The sequence below is a fragment of the Aquabacterium soli genome, assembly GCF_003933735.1.
Classification (GTDB): domain Bacteria; phylum Pseudomonadota; class Gammaproteobacteria; order Burkholderiales; family Burkholderiaceae_C; genus Aquabacterium; species Aquabacterium soli.
The window spans coordinates 14,934-30,597 of the sequence record NZ_RSED01000016.1 but is presented as its reverse complement, the minus strand read 5'-3'; the positions used below and the strand labels follow the sequence as shown (position 1 = coordinate 30,597).

Here is a 15,664-nt window from a genome sequence, read left to right as displayed (position 1 = left end):
GTTCAGCGCTCCAGTGCTCAGGACTTGGCGTCGGCCGTCCACTGGCCGACACGGAAGATCACGAATTCGGCGGGCCGGCTGGGGGCCACGCCCACCAGGCAGATCAGGCGGCCGTTGTCCAGGTCGTTCTGGGTCATCGTGCTGCGGTCGCAGCGCACGAAGTAGGCCTCTTCAGGCTTGGCGCCGATCAAGGCACCGTCGCGCCACAGCACGTAGAGGAAATCCTCCACCGTGCGGCGCAGGTTGGTCCACAGCCGCTCGTTGTTGGGCTCGAACACGGCCCACTGCGTGGCCTTCTCGATGGAGTGCTCGAGGTAGATGAACAGCCGCCGCACGTTGACGTACTTCCACTCGGGGTCGGAGCTCATGGTGCGCGCGCCCCACACGCGGTTACCGCGCCCTTCGAAGAAGCGCAGGCAGTTCACGCCTTCGGGGTTGAGCACGTCCTGGCGCGACTTGTTGATGTTGATCTCGAACCTGGTCAGGCCACGCACGATCTCGTTGGCCGGCGCCTTGTGCACGCCGCGCTCGATGTCGTTGCGGGCGTAGATGCCGGTGACGAAGCCCGACGGCGGCAGCAGCAGCTTGCGCGGCGGCACGCCGGGCACGGGCGGGAACAGCGGGTCCAGGATCTCGATCCAGGGGTGGTACAGGGCGGCGTACTTGCTGTCGAACTGGCCGCGGAACTCGCGGATCTCGGTCAGCGAGCTGTTGGCCTGGCCATCGACCACGGCGATGCGGTAGCGGTACTTCTCGGCATGGCCGATCAGGGCATCGGCCGCGGCCTTGACGGCATCCTTGCTCAGCAGCGCGCCGGCATCGGGCAGGGCCACGATGGCGATGTCCTCGATCTCGCCCAGCGCCTCCAGGCCCGTGGCCTTGTTGGTCACCACATCAGGATCGGCCTCCTGGCCCAGCAGGTCGTCGGGACCGGGCAGCTCGCCATCCTTGCCGCCGGCCAGGCGCTTGTCGGCCGACTGCAGGCCCACGGCCAGGCTGGCCGGCGCCCACTCATCAGCGCCGGGGGCCCACTGCAGCCACACCAGCGCATTCTCGTCTTCGGGGTCGTTGAGCTCGAGCACCTTGCCGATGTAGCGGCGCTGGTCGGGGTGGGTGGCCAGCTCGTTGACGGCGTCCAGGCGGTTGTCGGCGCCGTACACCGTCACCTTCAGCTCGACCAGGGCGGCCTGCACGCCCGCCTCTTCGGGCAGCGGGCCTTCCACACCGGCGTTGTTCACGAAGGTCTGCTTGCCATCCGCATCGACCTTGACCACGTACAGACGCGCCGGCACCAGGGTGTCGTTGCCCACCAGGGGCTTTTGCGGCGGCACCTCGGCCGAGGGCAAGGTGAGCTCGATCACGGCGCCATGGCGCACGTTCTTGACCTGCAGGCCCCAGGTGTGGCGCGCCAGGATGTCACCGGCCACCACCGGGTACTTGAAGGCCATATTCTTGCTGCGCACCGCCTGGGTGTCGACCAGCACATTGCCGTCGGCGCCGGGCCAGCGGGCGCGCCACTTCGCCGCACCGGTGGAGGTGGGCACGGTGAGCTGGGCGATGTAGTCGTCCACCGGCTTGCGTGCGCCGGTGACGATGTCGGCCACCTCGGTCTGGAAGACGCGAGAGACATACAGGCGCTGGCCGCCGTTGTTGAAGAAGGCCCGCGCGGCGTGGGCCACGTAGGCCACACGCCCCGGATCGGCCGCCAGCTCCAGGGGATACAGGCTGCCATAGACGCGCTCGAACTCGGTGAACGAGGTGATCAGGCGCGGCTCGGTGGCGGTGGCGCTGACATCGCCCACGGTGTAGGGCACAGGCCCGAAGCGCGTGACACCCGCGTAGCCGGTGGTGCTGGTGGGCACGCCTTCGATCGATTTGGCGCGAAAGCTCACCTCCTCGACATAGACGCCTGGTGCTAGGTACTCGGGCATGGTCTTCCCCTCCGGTTGAACACGGGTGAATTACACGAACAGCAGATCGGCATCGCTCATGGTGCGCACCTCGCCCAGGGCCAGGCTGAGGCTGCGCACCGCTTGCGGCGCATAGGTGGGCGGCACGGCCATCCCCTTGAGGACATCGTTGAGCACGGCGGTGCCGGCGTTGTCCAGCGGCAGGCTGGCCAGCGGATCGGCCGCGTTGAAAAGAGGCAATGTGGGCGGCAGGAACACCCACACGTTGAGGTTGAGCGCCGCGGGCAGATCCGCCGCGCCAGAGACGGCGCCGTTGCCCAGCACCAGCAGGAACTCGCCACGGTCATCGCCATGGGCCCAACCGATCTGAGCTTCGGTGTTGAAGTTCGCCGGGCCGGCGCCCGCGCGCGTGGCGATGACCCGGGCCCAGGGCACGGTGGCGTTGACGCCTGGCGAGACCTCGCGGCGGATGCAGCCACGCAGGCCGGTGCTGCGGCTGGGCAGCGGATAGGCCGCACCAGGCCACAACCAGGCGGTGCGTGTGTTGACGATGCTGGCGGGTGGCACGCCACTGGCCAGCACCGGCGTGAAGGCCACCCGGCGCGGCACGTAACGGCGCGGATCCTGCCCGATGGCATAGGCCGCCAGGCGCGGATCGCGCATGCCAAAGGCCCGCACGGCGTGGTCCAGTGGATCGGCTTCGGCCACCGTGTGGTCGAGCAGCTTGCGGTAGCGGCCCGCATGGCGCAGGGCCTGGCGCCCCTGGCTGTGTGCCTCGAAGCGCTGCGCGAGCGGACGCGTGCCAATGGCCTCCAGATCGCTCAACCACGCGGCACCGGCCGGCGATTCGACCGGGAGCTGTGTGAGCGCATCGATCCACTGCACTCCCAGCGCCAGCCGATGGCCCACGCGCGCCACCTCCACGGTCTCTTCCAGTCGCAGATCACGCAGCGCGGCTTCGGCCATCAGTCGCTCCGCAGACGGATGTCGGCGTCGACCACCGGAGGCTGCAGTGTCTCGCCGCGCGTGTCGATGCGCACGACGCGCGCCACATAGGGCACGGACAGGCGGTAGTCGCTGGGCAGCGAATCGAAGGTGCGCATCAGCGCCTCGGTGGAGATCTCCTCGAGCACCAGCTGCACCGAATCGGTGGGCGCCATCACCGGCTCGCCGTCGTACATCGGCTTGTTGGGCAGGGTGGGCGTGTAGAGCAGCGGGCCGCTGAGCATGGGCACCTGCTCCAGCGTCTGCATGGCGCGCCCGATGATCATGTGCTGGTACTCGGCGTTCTCGGCCCAGGGCGTGATCAGGTAGTGCAGATCGAGCGCGAGGTGGCCTTTTCCATCGCCATGGCCCACGGCGGACCAGGTGCCGCGCATCGCCTTGTTGAAGTCGACGCGGTAGAGCAGGATGCTCAGGGCGTACTCGCCGATGTTCTTCGCGACGAGGTCGTCGGCCAGATCCTCGGTGCGGATCAGCACGGCCTTGGTGGTCTTGCCCGGCACGGGTTCACGCTCGGCGAAAGCCCGCGCCAGCAGGCGCTCCAGGCTTTTGCCGACGGCCGCGATGCTGGTGTATCCACCCACTGGTGATCCCCCCGTTGTTCATCCGCCTGGTCCATGCGCAAGGCACAGGATCACCGACACAGGCTTGTGCTTGTTGATGTTGGAGGCTTCCGCAGGCCCTTGAAGAACCTGTGAAAGCGGACGGCCAGTGTGCGCAGATGGGCCCGGTCGCGGCCATCCCTAGGGATAGGGGGCGTGGGAACGTGGCGTCAGGACATCGCCACCGGCTCGCTGCCCTCGGCGGCGACCACTCGGTCACGGCCTTGTCGCTTGGCCTGGTAGAGGCAGTCGTCGGCACGGCGCAGGGCCTGTTCGCCCTCGCCTTGGTGCACCTGCGCCACACCGGCGCTGACGGTGACCGGCAGCAGGTGGCCGGCATGCTCGATGGGCAGTGCCCGGAGTGCTTCAACGATCTTGCGGGCCACGCGTTGCGCGCCCTCGGCATCGGTCTCTGGCAGCAGCAGCGCGAACTCCTCGCCGCCCAGGCGCGCGGCCAGGTCCACCTCCTGGCGCACATTGGCGCGCACCAGGGCGCCCAGGCTGGCCAGCACGCGGTCGCCGGCCGGGTGGCCGTGCGTGTCATTGATCTGCTTGAAGTGGTCCACGTCCAGCATCACCAGCGACAAGGGCTGATCGCCGCGACGCTGGCGCTGCGACTCCTGCACCAGGCGGGCCATGAACTCGCGGCGGTTGGCCAGGCCCGTGAGCATGTCGGTGCGCGCCAGGCTTTCAAGCTCGGTGCGCTGGCGGGCCAGGCTGGCAAAGAGGTAGAACACCGCGGCCGCGAACGGCAGCACCGAAGCGTTGAACATGATGCGCAGCCACCAGGTCCACCAGTCGGACAGGCCATGGCCGTCGAACATGGGCCGGGACAGCAGGGGCGCGTAGGCGGCGACCTCCAGGGCTTGAAGCAGTTCATGCCCGACGATCAGCACGGCACCCAGCGCCATCCAGGCCTTGAGGTCTCGCAAGGGGAAGAAGGCCCGTGCGAACACCAGGATCTCGACCAGCAGCATGCCCATCGGCGTGTCCTGCACGCCGTAGAGCAGCGCCAGCACCGACCAACCCGTCAGCACGGGTGCCAGCGCGCCCGCGGCCCACCAGGGCGCATGGGCCGCGATCACCTCGCGCCGCTGCCAGGCCAGCACGGCCACCCCGGCCTGCCACAGCACCAGCAGGCCCACGCCCCATTGCGCCGCCAGCAGCCGGCCGGGCTGGAAGTAGGCCAGCACGTCAGGATGCGTGAGCGCCCAGGCCTGCAGGCACCACACGATCAGCAGGAAGGGCACGGTGAGCAGCGAGAAGCACACGCAGGCCGTGGCCGTGCGGCGGCTGCGCAGGGCCGCATCCACCCCGTCGCGCAGATCCCGGATCATGCGGAGGCCTCCGCCAGGGTGGGGCCCAGCACGGAGTAGATGGCGCGGTTGCGCCCGGCGTCCTTGGCGCGGTAGAGGTTGTGGTCGGCCTGGCGCAGCAGGTGCTCGGGCACCTGGCCCAGTCCTTCGACCACGCCCATGCTCACCGTGATGCGCAGGGCCTCGCCAGAAGGGGCCGTCAGCCGCTCGCCCGCCAGACGCTGCTGCACGCGCCAGCACACGGCTTCGGCCTCGTCCAGGGTGGTGTCGGGCAGCAACAGGGCGAACTCTTCGCCGCCCAGGCGCGCGGCCATGTCCACCGGCGTGCGCACGCCCAGCGAGAGCAGTCGGCCCAGCATGGCCAGCACCTCGTCGCCCACCGGGTGGCCGTGCTGGTCGTTGACGCGCTTGAAGTGGTCCGCATCGACCAGCACCAGCGACAGGGGCCGCTGGGTGCGGCCCTGGCGGCGCACCTCGGCATTCAGGCGCTCCATGAAGGCGCGGCGGTTGGCCAGGCCCGTGAGCGCGTCGGTGGCCGACAGGCGGTTGAGCTCGGCATGCACCGTGTCGAGCCGGCCGAACAGCATGAAGATCAGGAAGGCGATGACGATCCAGCCCACATGGAAGACCATGTGGCGCCACAGGCTCCACCACCACACCGGCTCGCCCGCATCGAAGGCGCGGGCCGTGATGGCCGGGGCATAGGGCAGGACGTCGACCACCATCAGCACATCGAACAGCGCAAAAACGGGCGCGCACACCCCGAAGGCGATCAGCATGGTGCGGCGCTGCAGCAGCATCAGGCCGATGGTGAGCACGCCCATCAGCACCTGTGTGGGCCCGGCCATGAAGGCGCCGGCGCACACGGCGATGGCCACGTAGCCCAGGCCGATGCTCAGGGCCGCCATCACCTCGACGTGCGGCACCGGCTCGGACCGGTGGCGGCGTGGCCACAGCCAGGCGGTCGAGGCAAGCAGCACCAGGGTGCCGAGCGCCAGTCCCCCCTGCAGCACCCACAGCACCGCCGGGCGCAGGCCGGGCCGGATGGCATCGGACATCAGCGCATAGTGGTGTAGGCCCAGGTAGACGATGAAGAAGGGCGTGGCCAGGCCGATGGCCATCAGGCACCGGCCCGCAGGCGTGGTGCCGCTCATGAAGCGTTCGATGCTTCGGCGCGAGGAATCCAGGAGGTTGTACACAGCAGTAAGACTATGCCGCCTGTTGCGCCCCGATCGCCGGTAACTTCCCTCGTGATGGCCCCTGAAGTGACAGCTATGTCACGCAGGAGCCACGCCAGCAGCGCTATGCTGTCCGCATGAAACTGATTCTGAAATGGCTGCTGCTGTCGGCAGCGTTGCTGCTGGTGTCCCAGTGGGACAGCGGCATCGAGGTCAAGAATTTCGGCGCCGCCATGCTGGCCGCGCTGGTGCTGGGCCTGCTCAACGCCGTGGTGCGGCCGCTGCTGGTGATCCTCACCCTGCCGGTCACGCTGCTCACGCTGGGGCTGTTCCTGTTCGTGATCAACGCGATCACCTTCCAGATGGCCTCGGGCCTGCTGGAAGGCTTTCATGTCGACAGCTTCTGGGACGCGCTGCTGGGCTCGGTGCTCTACAGCCTGTGGGGCATCGTGATCGACATCGCGCTGGAGCGCCTGATGCCGCCCCGGCGCACGGACGCCTGAGCGCCCTCAGATGTCGAAGGATTCCCCCACTTCGGCGCGCATGGCCTGCTCGACCACGCGGCGCGTGAGCGGCGGGGCAAAGGTCTCGATGAACGAGTACACGTAGCCACGCAGGAAGGCACCGCGCCGGAAGGCCAGTCGCGTCATGTTGACGGCGAACAGGTGGCCGGCGTCGATGGCGCGCAGGTTGCGGTCGCGCTCTTCGTCGTACGCGATGGAGGCCACCACGCCCACGCCCAGGCCGAGTTCGGCATAGGTCTTGATCACGTCGGCGTCCATGGCGGTCAGCACGATGCTGGGCTGCACGCCCTCACGGGCGAAGGCCTCGTCGATGTGCGAGCGGCCGGTGTAGCCCGCGTCGTACGTGACCAGCGGGTGGCGCGCCAGGCGCTGCAGGGTGAGCGGCTGGCCGTCGAGCAGCGGGTGGCCGATGGGCACGACCACGCTGTGGGTCCAGCGGTAGCACGGCAGCGTGACGAGCTGGTCGTACTGGGCCAGGGCCTCGGTGGCGATGCCGATGTCGGCCTCGCCGCTGATCAGCATCTGGGCCACCTGGCGGGGCGAGCCCTGGTGCAGGTTCAGGGTGACCTGGGGGTAGAGCAGGCGGAAGTCACGCACGGCCGATGGCAGGGCGTAACGCGCTTGTGAGTGAGTGGCCGCTATCGACAGAGGGCCCGCGTCATGCTGGGAGAAGTCTCGCGAGGCATTGCGCAAGTTGTCCGAATCGGCCAGCAGGCGCTCGATGATGGGCAGCACCTGGGTGCCCGGTTCGGTCAGGCCCGTGAGCCGCTTGCCGGCCCGCACGAACAACTCAATGCCCAGTTCGTCCTCCAGCTCACGGATCTGGCGACTCACCCCGGGCTGCGAGGTGTGCAGGGCTTGCGCCACCTCCGTCAGGTTGAATCCGCGACGGACCGCTTCGCGAACCGATCGCAATTGCTGGAAGTTCATATCGACCTCTCTTAATGCGGTCTTCGCATTTTGAACAGGCCTCATTATGAATAAAACAACTATTTTGTTCTATCGATCTGCGGAAAGCGAAGAAGGGCGACCCAAAAGCCCAGCCCTCCTGCTAAACGAAGGTTTAAACATATGGCGCGACAGAACCTTTCGCTGACAATCCTGCGCAACAGATCGGCATACGCTGTCCGGTCACAACGACAAAAGGCATTTGCTCAGGGGCCCATCATTGATCTCCCAGACGGTTGGCGAGGTAACGTACAGCCGTGCATGTTCTGATCATTGATGACCACCCGCTCTTTCGTGAAGGGCTCAAGAGCCTGCTGCTCACGCTGGACCCGACCACCCAGGTGCAGCAGAGCGCGCGGGTGCTGGACGCCTGCGCCCTGCCCGAACCCGACGGCTTCGACCTGGTCCTGCTGGACCTGAACCTGCCCGGGGCCAGCCGCCTCGAGGCCCTGGCCGCCGTGCGCCAGCACTTCGAAGGCGCCAGCGTGGTGATCGTGTCCGGCGACGACGACCCAGCCACCATCGAGGCCTGCATCCAGGCCGGCGCGGCCGGGTTCATTCCCAAGGAGGCCGATCCGGCGGCCATCGTGCTGGCCCTGCGCTGTGTCATCAGCCAGGGCATCTACCTGCCGCCGCAGGCCCTGCTGGCCCGCACCCACCGTGCGCCTTCACCCACGCCCTTCGCCACGGCCCCGCACCTCGTGGCAGAAGCGTTCAGCGAGCGCCAGATGGCGGTGCTGCGCAGCCTGCTGCAGGGCAAATCCAACAAGCTGATCGCGCGCGACATCGGCATCGCCGAGGGCACGGTCAAGGCGCACCTGTGGGCCGTCTACCAGCGCCTGGGGGTGAACAACCGCGCCCAGGCCATGTACCGTGCCCACGAACTGGGCCTGATCGGCCAAATGGACCCACGCCCTGCCCCCCGCAAGAAGCGCGAATGGTAGCCCCCGGCCATCAGCCGCTGCTCACGCCGCCCCGGCCCGCCGAGCACGAGGTGCTCGGCCTGGTGGCACGGCACGTGTCGCGCATCCCGTTCCCGGTGTTCCTGGCCGCGCTGCTGATCGCGGTGATGGCCTCGCGCACCCACGCCACGGCCCCCGTGGCCGCCTGGCTGGCGCTGACCACCCTGGTGCTGGTGCTGCGCTGGGTGCTGCTGCGGCGGCCTCCGGCACCCACCGAATCCGCGAGGCCGGCCATGCGGCGCGCCGTGGTGCTCAGCGGCCTCAATGGGGTGGCCCACGCACTGAGCCTGCTGTTCTTTCCGGGCATGGGCGATCTGGAGCGGGCCGTGCTGACCATGCTGCTGACCGGCCTGTCCAGCGCGGCGGTGGGCAGCACCTGTGGGCACCCGCGCATCTACCCGGCCTATGCGGTGCCGGTGATGGTCGCGCTGGCCGTGGCCTGGGGCTTCACGCCAGAGCCGGCAGGCCCCGACGCCAGGGGCTGGCTGGGGCCCTCCATGGGCGTGCTGATCATGCTGTACCTGGCCGTGCTGTTGTCCCTGGCGCGTGACAACCACCGGGCGCTGACGCAGGCCGTGGACCTGCGCCGGCGCGAATTCAAGCTCAATGAAGAACTGCGCCAGGCCCTGACCCTGGCCGAACAGGCCAACGCGGCCAAGACGCGCTTCCTGGCCTCGGCCAGCCACGATCTGCGCCAGCCGCTGCACACCCTGTCGCTGTTCAGCGCCTCGCTGACCACGAACGAGCTCTCGCCCCGCGGCCAGGCCATCGTCAACCACATGAACACGGCGCTCAAGGCCCTGGGCGAGCAGCTCTCGGGCCTGCTGGACCTGTCGCGCCTGGACGCCGGCATCATCGACTCGCGCTCCCGCACCATCGCCCTGGCCCCGCTGCTCACTCAGCTGCACCAGGCCTGCGCGCCGGTGGCCGAGGCCAAGGGACTGCGCCTGGTGCTGGCATGCGACGACGACCTGCTGGCCGCCCACACCGACGAGGCCCACCTGGCGCGCATCGTGCGCAACCTGCTCGACAACGCGCTCAAGTACTGCGATGCCGGCACGGTGTGGATCCGCGCCGGCTGGCGGGGCGGGCGGGCCCTGGTGTCCATCAAGGACACCGGCCGCGGCATCCCTGCCGAGCACCACGCCCGCGTCTTCGAAGAGTTCTTCCAGCTGAACAACCCGGAGCGGGACCGCAGCAAGGGCCTGGGCCTGGGCTTGTCCATCGTGCAGCGCCTGTCGCAGTTGCTGGGCATCGAGCTGGGCCTGGTGTCCGAGCCCGGCGTGGGCACCGAGGTGTCGCTGCTGCTGCCGGCGCCGCAAGGCGCCCTGCCCACGGCCACCGAGGATGCCACCTCCACCGCCGCGGCCATGCCGTCCTGCCACATGCTGGTGATCGACGACGAGGCCGATGTGCGCACCGCCATGGAGGTGCTGCTGACCTCATTGGGCTGCCGGGTGACCGTGTGCGCCTGCACCGACGACGCCATGCGCCTGGCCGCCGCCGACCCGCCCGACATCGTGCTGGCCGACCTGCGCCTGCGCGGCGAGCAGAGCGGCATCAAGGCCATCCGCAAGCTGCGCCAGCAGCAGCCCGGCCTGCCAGCCCTGCTGATCAGCGGTGACACGGCCCCCGACCGGCTGAAGGAAGCGCGCGCCGAAGGCCTGGTCCTGCTGCACAAGCCCGTGGCCGTGGACACCTTGCTGGCGGCGATTCAGCAGGCGCTGGAAGCCGACGAGGACACGCCCGCGGCCTGAGCCAGGGCCAGCACGCCGTCCAGCGCCACCACGCAGGTCTGCCTGCGCACCTCGGCGCGGTCGCCGGCAAAACGGTGCACGGCCGCATGCGTAGCGTGGCCCCGGCAGGCCCAGGCCAGCCACACGGTGCCCACCGGTTTGTCGGGCGAGCCGCCGCCCGGCCCGGCGATGCCCGTCACCGCCACAGCCACCTGGGCCTTCGAGCGGGCCAGCACGCCCTCGGCCATGGCGCGAGCCACGGGCTCGCTCACGGCGCCATGCGCCGCGATCAGGGCGGCGTCCACGCCTAGCAGCTCGCTCTTGGCCTCGTTGCTGTAGCTGACCACCGCCCGGTCGAACCAGGCGCTGGAGCCCGCCAGCTCGGTACAGGCGGCTGCGATCAGTCCGCCCGTGCAGGACTCGGCCGTGGCGAGCATCCAGCCGCGTGGCGGCAGGGCCTGCGCCAACCGGGATACCAGGGCCGACACCTCGCTCATGGCCAGCCCCAGCCCGTGCACTGCCGCAGCGACACGCCCAGCGCCATCACGATCAAGGTGCACAGCGCGGCCACATAGTCGTCCAGCAGGATGCCCAGGCCCTGGGCCCAGCCGATGCCTTGCCCGGGGCGGTGCTTGAACAGGCCATCGGCCCAGGCGACCGGCCCGGGCTTGGCGGCATCGAAGTAGCGGAACAGGCCGAAGGCCAGGGCCTGGCCCCAGAAGCCCGCGGGCGACACCACCCACAGCACCAGCCAGAAGGCCAGCACCTCGTCGACCACGATGGAGCCCGGGTCGGCCACGCGCAGGCTGCGCGCCGTGTGGGTGCTGGCCCACCAGCCCACCAGCGTGCCCAGGCCGATCAGCCAGGCCCACTTGAGGTCGGCGGCTTGGCCCTGGCCCCACCAATGGTCGATCACCAGGAAGCTGGCCCAGGCCCACAGCGTGCCCACCGTGCCGGGCGCGATCGGGCTCAGGCCACTGCCCGCGCCGAAGGCGATGACATGCGCAGGGTGGCGCAGCATCAGGCCCACGGAGGGCCGGCGTGGCGAGGCGTCGGCGTCTGCGGGAGAAGGCAGTTCGGCGGTCATCGGGGGATTGTCACTCAGGCTGAAAGGCCGCCACGGCAGCGCCGTGTTCCCGGCAGGGGCACGGGCACCTCGTCAGCTGGATTTGAAATGGTCGAAGGAGGTCCAGCGGTTGGCGATGCCTGCGCCCTGAGGCCCCTCGGCGCCCCAAGCACCATCGCGCAATCGCAGGCCGGCATCGGCCTGCACCAGCCCGATGCGGTGCACGGGCACACCCGCCGCCTGCCCGGCTGCCAGCACATCCGCATGGCGTGTCGCCGGGGCCGTGAACAGCAGTTCGTAATCGTCACCGCCGGCCAGCACGCAGTCGTGCTGCTGGGCCGGTGGCCTGGCCGCCAGCCAGGCGCTGATGGGCAAGGCGCCCAGCGCGATCGCGGCACCCACCCGGCTGCGGCGCAGCACATGGCCCAGATCGCCCAGCAGGCCGTCCGACACGTCGATGGCCGAGGTGGCCAGCCCGCGCAGGGCCAGGCCCAGTGCCACGCGCGGCGTGGGCCGCTCCATGCGCAGGCGCACAGCCTCGAAGGCTTCGCCATCCAGCGGCGGGGCCAACGTGCCCCGGAACGCCTCCAGCGCGAGGCGCGCCTCGCCGGGCCAACCGCTCACCCACAGCTCATCGCCCGGGCGCGCCCCGCTGCGCAGCAGGGCCTGCCCCGGCGGCACCTCTCCCATCACCGTGATGCCGATGGCCAGCGGCCCGGCCGTGGTGTCGCCACCGATCAGCTCGCAGCCATGCTCATCGGCCAGGGCCAGCAGGCCGCTCGAAAAGCCCGCCAGCCAAGCCTCGTCGACGCGTGGCAGGGTCAGGGCCAGCGTGAAGGCCAGCGGCTGCGCGCCACAGGCGGACAGGTCGGACAGGTTCACGGCCAGGGCCTTGTGGCCCAGCCGGGCCGGATCCACCGTGGACAGGAAGTGCCGCCCCTCCACCATCGTGTCCGTGGACACGGCCAGCTGCATGCCGGCGGCCGGCGCGATCACGGCGCAGTCGTCGCCATTGGGCACGACGGCATGGCGCGGGCCCTGGCTTTCGGCGCGCTGGAAATAACGCGCGATGAGGTCGAATTCACCCAAAGACATGGCGCATTGTCGCGCAGGCCGCGGGCCGCCTGAGCGTTCGTGGTCTTGATGCAAGCCCGCTTGCGCGTCCTTGCCCATCCCACGTTTGAAGTGCTGCCATGTGCCGGCCCGAAGGCACAATCGACTCAGCCTCCTGTCTGTCCCAGCCTTATCGCGAGCCCATGAGTGTTGTTCGATCCGTCGTGACGAGTGCATGCTGGGCCCTCGTCGGTTCTGGCGCGGCGCTGGCCTACCCCACCATCGATCCCTGGCGCGTGATGCCGCCCGATGCACCCCCGGTGCAACTGGCAGGCGACGGCGGCCAGGCCGTGCCCATCTGCCAGGGCGGTGAGCCGGCCCAGCCCCTCACCCTGCACCAGGCCGTGGAGTTTTCGGTCTGCCACAACCCGCAGGCGCGCCAGGCCTGGGCCACGGCCTTGTCGCAGGCGGCGCAATACGGGCAGTCGTGGGCCGGCTTCCTGCCGTCCGTCAACATCAGCCTGAGCAAGAGCCGCGACCGGATCACCAGCCACCAGCAGGCCGCCACGGCCGGGCAGCCGCCTCTGCGCAACGACACCGATGTGCGCGCCTATGGCCGCAATGTGACCCTGAGCTACGTGCTGCTCGATTTCGGCACGCGCGCCGCCAACGTGATGCAGGCGCACCACCTGCTGAGCGCCGCACTGGCCAGCCACGACGCGACCTTGCAGGCGGTGTTTTCCAACGCCGCGCAGACTTACTACGAAGCCCTGGCGGCCCGCGCCGCCATGGACGCGACACGCGAAGCCGAAGCCGCCGCCAAGGAGAGCTTCCAGGCCGCCCAGGCGCGCGAGGCCGCCGGCTCGGGCTACCGGGCCGAGGTGCTGCAGGCCAGGTCCCTGCAGGCACAGGCCGTGGCCGCGCGCATCAAGGCCGATGGCGCCCACCGCCAGGCCCTGGGAGGGCTGGCCAACATCATGGGGCTGGACGCTCGCACCCCGCTCGTGCTGGACCCGCAGGCAGCCCAGGATGTGCAGCCCGGCAGCCCTGACCCTGGCCTGGACACCGAGCGCTTCCTGGGCGATCTGGACCGCCTGATGGACCAGGCGCTGCGCGAGCACCCCACCGTGCGTGCCGCCGAAGCCCAGCTGGCGGCAGCCGGCGCGCGCCTGGATTCGGTCACCGCCGAAGGCCAGCCCAGCGTGAGCCTGAGCGTCGGGCGCTACATCAATGGCCGCCCGAACACGCCGCTGTCGCCCTCGCGCAGCGTCGAGACGCTGACCGCCGTGACCTTGTCGGTGCCCTTGTTCGAAGGCTTCTCGCGCAATTACAAGATCCGCGAGGCCATGGCCCAGGTCGATGCGCGCCGGGCCGACGTGGCCAGCGCGCGCAGCCAGGCCAGCCTGGACGTGTGGCGCAACTACCAGGCCCTGCAGAGCGAGACAGCCAGTCTGGCGGCCTCGCTCGATGTGCTGAGCAGCGGCCAGGAGGCCTACGACGTCGCCCAGGCGCGCTACCGCTCGGGCGACAGCCACATCGTCGAGGTGCTCGACGCGCAGAAGGACCTGGCCAATGCGCGCCAGGAACGCATCCGCGCGCTGGCCGCCTGGCGCACGGCGCGCCTGCGCCTGCTGGCCAGCCTGGGCCGCGTCGGCTTCTGGGCACTCGACACCCCGAGCGCCGACACACCCACCCCTTCGTCAACCACGCAACCCTAGGAGGATCCAGCCATGACCCAGCTGCTGTTCTACGAACGCCCGGTGCCCCTGAACCGCGAACGCCACCTGACCACCCGCCTGGCTGTGGCGGGCGACCATTTCCGCTTCGCCGCCAAGACCAATGCCGTGCCCATCGCCAGCACCGAGTTCCTCGATGCGGCGCGCGATTACCCCATCGTGTTCGTGGGCGAAGCCGACGGCCCCATCTCGGTGGCGGCCCTGGTGGGTCTGCGCCAGGCCGAGAACCTGATGGTCGACGACGAAGGCCGCTGGGCCGCCGACACCTACATCCCGGCCTTCGCGCGGCGCTACCCCTTCGTGCTGGCCAAGACCGACACCGAGGCCGAGAGCCAGCAGCTCACCGTGTGCATCGACGAGACCTATCCGGGCCTGGGCGTGCACGAGGGCGAATCACTGTTCGACGACCAGGCCCAGGAATCGGAGTACCTGCAGCGCATCCTGGGTTTCCTGCAGCGCTTTCACGCCGAGGTGCAGCGCACCACCGCCTTCGCGCAGCGCCTGCGGCAGATGGGCTTGCTGGTGCCCAAGACCATCCAGGTCGAGCGCCACGGCCAGCAGCAGGTGCTTCAGGGCGTGTGGGTGGTCGATGTGGAGCGCTACCGCGGCATCGACGATGCGCGCGCGGTCGAGCTGTTCCGCAGCGGCGAGCTGTCGTGGATCGAGGCGCACCTGCTGTCGCTGGGCAGCCTGGTCCGCCTGGCCGCGCGCCTGGACCTGTACAGCAAGGCCAGCGCGGACGGTGAAACGCTGGACCCGACCAGCCCGCCGCCCGACACGCCCAAGCACTGAGGCCCTGCCCGGCCCCAGGGGCTCACAGCCCCTTGAAGGCCACCTTGCACTTCACGCCGCCGGGCAGCGCGTTGTTGGGGTTGGGCAGTTCCATGCGCACCTGGAAGGTGCCGCTGGCCGCGTCCACCACCTTGTCGACGATGGTCACGGTGGTGGCGTAGCGGCCCGGCAGGGGCTTTTCAGGCACGACCTCGGCGCCCTGCCCCGGCTTCATCCGGGTGTACAGCGCCATCGGCAGGATGGCCTTGACCCGCAACGGGTTGATGCGCGCGATCTTCAGGATGGACGGCTTGTTCTCGCCGACCTCGGCCAGCTCGCCGGGGTGCATCGACTGGTCGACCACCACGCCGTCGATCGGACTGCGCAACTGGCGCTGGGCCAGCTGGCTGGCGGTGTAGTTGTATTCGAGCTGGGCGTACTGCTTGTTCTCGCGCGCGGTCAGCGCCTCGGATTCGGCGATGCGCCGCTCGGCGTCGGCGTCGTCGCGGTCCTGTGCCGAGGTGTAGTTCTTGTCGGCCAGCTCGGTCTTGCGGCCCAGCTTCTTCACGGCATGCGCCAGGCGGGTCTCGCTGGACTTGAGCGGACCGTCCATGCCCGACTTGAAGCGTGCCAGGTCCACCGCCGCCTTCTCGACGCTGGACTCCAGGCTCACCAGTACCATGCCGCGCTTGACCGCGCCGCCGCGCTCCACGTAGACCTTGTCGATCAGGCCCGACACCGGGCTGCGGATGTCGATGACCTGGGAGGGCTCGATGAGGCAGTCGTAGTCGCCAGGGGCCGCCTGCGCGGCCAGCGGCATCGACACGGCACAGGCGATCAGGCCGCAGGTCGTCTTCATC

General features: G+C 69.6%; 15 protein-coding genes. 5 read left to right on the top strand and 10 right to left on the bottom strand.

The features are described 5' to 3' along the window. Positions 1–17: 17 nt before the first annotated feature. The 5 genes from EIP75_RS17635 to EIP75_RS17615 form a co-directional block, all read right to left on the bottom strand. A complete protein-coding gene (locus EIP75_RS17635; RefSeq protein WP_125244602.1) occupies positions 18–1,931 on the bottom strand; it encodes a phage tail sheath family protein in 1,914 nt (637 codons plus the stop codon). A gap of 30 nt (positions 1,932–1,961) precedes the next feature. Further along, positions 1,962–2,876 (bottom strand): hypothetical protein, encoded by a 915-nt coding sequence (locus EIP75_RS17630; RefSeq protein WP_125244601.1) that lies wholly within the window; start codon positions 2,874–2,876, stop codon positions 1,962–1,964. Next, entirely contained in the window at positions 2,876–3,496 is a 621-nt protein-coding gene (locus EIP75_RS17625; RefSeq protein ID WP_125244600.1) for a Pvc16 family protein, read from the bottom strand. The genes EIP75_RS17630 and EIP75_RS17625 overlap by 1 nt, the downstream gene beginning before the upstream one ends. A 188-nt stretch (positions 3,497–3,684) precedes the next feature. Continuing rightward, positions 3,685–4,851, bottom strand: coding sequence for a GGDEF domain-containing protein (locus EIP75_RS17620; protein WP_125244599.1), 1,167 nt, complete (start codon positions 4,849–4,851; stop codon positions 3,685–3,687). Continuing rightward, positions 4,848–5,984: a GGDEF domain-containing protein gene (locus EIP75_RS17615; RefSeq protein WP_125244598.1), complete on the bottom strand. Its 1,137-nt coding sequence runs from the start codon at positions 5,982–5,984 to the stop codon at positions 4,848–4,850. Before EIP75_RS17615 ends, EIP75_RS17620 begins: the two co-directional genes overlap by 4 nt. A gap of 161 nt (positions 5,985–6,145) precedes the next feature. Between EIP75_RS17615 and EIP75_RS17610 the strand changes: the two genes are divergently transcribed. Next, entirely contained in the window at positions 6,146–6,511 is a 366-nt protein-coding gene (locus tag EIP75_RS17610; protein WP_125244597.1) for a phage holin family protein, read from the top strand. 6 nt (positions 6,512–6,517) lie between these two features. Here EIP75_RS17610 and EIP75_RS17605 read toward each other — a convergent pair whose 3' ends face one another. Continuing rightward, the gene (locus EIP75_RS17605; RefSeq protein ID WP_125244596.1) at positions 6,518–7,462 is read right to left on the bottom strand and encodes a CysB family HTH-type transcriptional regulator; all 945 of its coding nucleotides are present in this window, start codon (positions 7,460–7,462) and stop codon (positions 6,518–6,520) included. Between the two features lie 275 nt (positions 7,463–7,737). Here EIP75_RS17605 and EIP75_RS17600 point away from each other — a divergent pair, with 275 nt between their 5' ends. Both EIP75_RS17600 and EIP75_RS17595 read left to right on the top strand, forming a co-directional pair. Next, a complete protein-coding gene (locus tag EIP75_RS17600; RefSeq protein ID WP_125244595.1) occupies positions 7,738–8,424 on the top strand; it encodes a response regulator in 687 nt (228 codons plus the stop codon). Next, on the top strand, positions 8,418–10,199 hold the full coding sequence (locus tag EIP75_RS17595) for an ATP-binding response regulator (protein ID WP_125244594.1): 1,782 nt from the start codon (positions 8,418–8,420) through the stop codon (positions 10,197–10,199). Before EIP75_RS17600 ends, EIP75_RS17595 begins: the two co-directional genes overlap by 7 nt. Here the strand turns inward: EIP75_RS17595 and EIP75_RS17590 are convergent. The 3 genes from EIP75_RS17590 to thiL all read right to left on the bottom strand — a co-directional run bounded on the left by EIP75_RS17590 (position 10,157) and on the right by thiL (position 12,333). After that, complete coding sequence (locus EIP75_RS17590) at positions 10,157–10,675, bottom strand: CinA family protein (RefSeq protein WP_125244593.1); 519 nt, start codon at positions 10,673–10,675, stop codon at positions 10,157–10,159. The genes EIP75_RS17595 and EIP75_RS17590 overlap by 43 nt on opposite strands. Then, complete coding sequence (locus tag EIP75_RS17585) at positions 10,672–11,265, bottom strand: phosphatidylglycerophosphatase A family protein (RefSeq protein ID WP_125244592.1); 594 nt, start codon at positions 11,263–11,265, stop codon at positions 10,672–10,674. Before EIP75_RS17585 ends, EIP75_RS17590 begins: the two co-directional genes overlap by 4 nt. 72 nt (positions 11,266–11,337) lie before the next feature. Next, a complete protein-coding gene (gene thiL / locus EIP75_RS17580; RefSeq protein WP_125244666.1) occupies positions 11,338–12,333 on the bottom strand; it encodes a thiamine-phosphate kinase in 996 nt (331 codons plus the stop codon). Between the two features lie 167 nt (positions 12,334–12,500). Between thiL and EIP75_RS17575 the strand changes: the two genes are divergently transcribed. After that, positions 12,501–14,015, top strand: coding sequence for a TolC family protein (locus tag EIP75_RS17575; protein ID WP_158622896.1), 1,515 nt, complete (start codon positions 12,501–12,503; stop codon positions 14,013–14,015). Between the two features lie 12 nt (positions 14,016–14,027). Continuing rightward, complete coding sequence (locus EIP75_RS17570; protein ID WP_125244590.1) at positions 14,028–14,825, top strand: SapC family protein; 798 nt, start codon at positions 14,028–14,030, stop codon at positions 14,823–14,825. Between the two features lie 22 nt (positions 14,826–14,847). Here the strand turns inward: EIP75_RS17570 and EIP75_RS17565 are convergent, their stop codons facing one another. Next, complete coding sequence (locus EIP75_RS17565; RefSeq protein WP_125244589.1) at positions 14,848–15,663, bottom strand: efflux RND transporter periplasmic adaptor subunit; 816 nt, start codon at positions 15,661–15,663, stop codon at positions 14,848–14,850. Position 15,664: the final 1 nt, after the last annotated feature.

What these genes read in the sequence shown, in the direction of transcription:
- EIP75_RS17635 (WP_125244602.1), bottom strand. Translation starts at nt 1,931, where the DNA reads ATGCCCGAGTACCTAGCACCAGGCGTCTATGTCGAGGAGGTGAGCTTT.
- EIP75_RS17630 (WP_125244601.1), bottom strand. Translation starts at nt 2,876, where the DNA reads ATGGCCGAAGCCGCGCTGCGTGATCTGCGACTGGAAGAGACCGTGGAG.
- EIP75_RS17620 (WP_125244599.1), bottom strand. Translation starts at nt 4,851, where the DNA reads ATGATCCGGGATCTGCGCGACGGGGTGGATGCGGCCCTGCGCAGCCGC.
- EIP75_RS17615 (WP_125244598.1), bottom strand. Translation starts at nt 5,984, where the DNA reads ATGAGCGGCACCACGCCTGCGGGCCGGTGCCTGATGGCCATCGGCCTG.
- EIP75_RS17610 (WP_125244597.1), top strand. Translation starts at nt 6,146, where the DNA reads ATGAAACTGATTCTGAAATGGCTGCTGCTGTCGGCAGCGTTGCTGCTG.
- EIP75_RS17605 (WP_125244596.1), bottom strand. Translation starts at nt 7,462, where the DNA reads ATGAACTTCCAGCAATTGCGATCGGTTCGCGAAGCGGTCCGTCGCGGA.
- EIP75_RS17595 (WP_125244594.1), top strand. Translation starts at nt 8,418, where the DNA reads ATGGTAGCCCCCGGCCATCAGCCGCTGCTCACGCCGCCCCGGCCCGCC.
- EIP75_RS17590 (WP_125244593.1), bottom strand. Translation starts at nt 10,675, where the DNA reads ATGAGCGAGGTGTCGGCCCTGGTATCCCGGTTGGCGCAGGCCCTGCCG.
- EIP75_RS17585 (WP_125244592.1), bottom strand. Translation starts at nt 11,265, where the DNA reads ATGACCGCCGAACTGCCTTCTCCCGCAGACGCCGACGCCTCGCCACGC.
- EIP75_RS17575 (WP_158622896.1), top strand. Translation starts at nt 12,501, where the DNA reads ATGAGTGTTGTTCGATCCGTCGTGACGAGTGCATGCTGGGCCCTCGTC.
- EIP75_RS17570 (WP_125244590.1), top strand. Translation starts at nt 14,028, where the DNA reads ATGACCCAGCTGCTGTTCTACGAACGCCCGGTGCCCCTGAACCGCGAA.
- EIP75_RS17565 (WP_125244589.1), bottom strand. Translation starts at nt 15,663, where the DNA reads ATGAAGACGACCTGCGGCCTGATCGCCTGTGCCGTGTCGATGCCGCTG.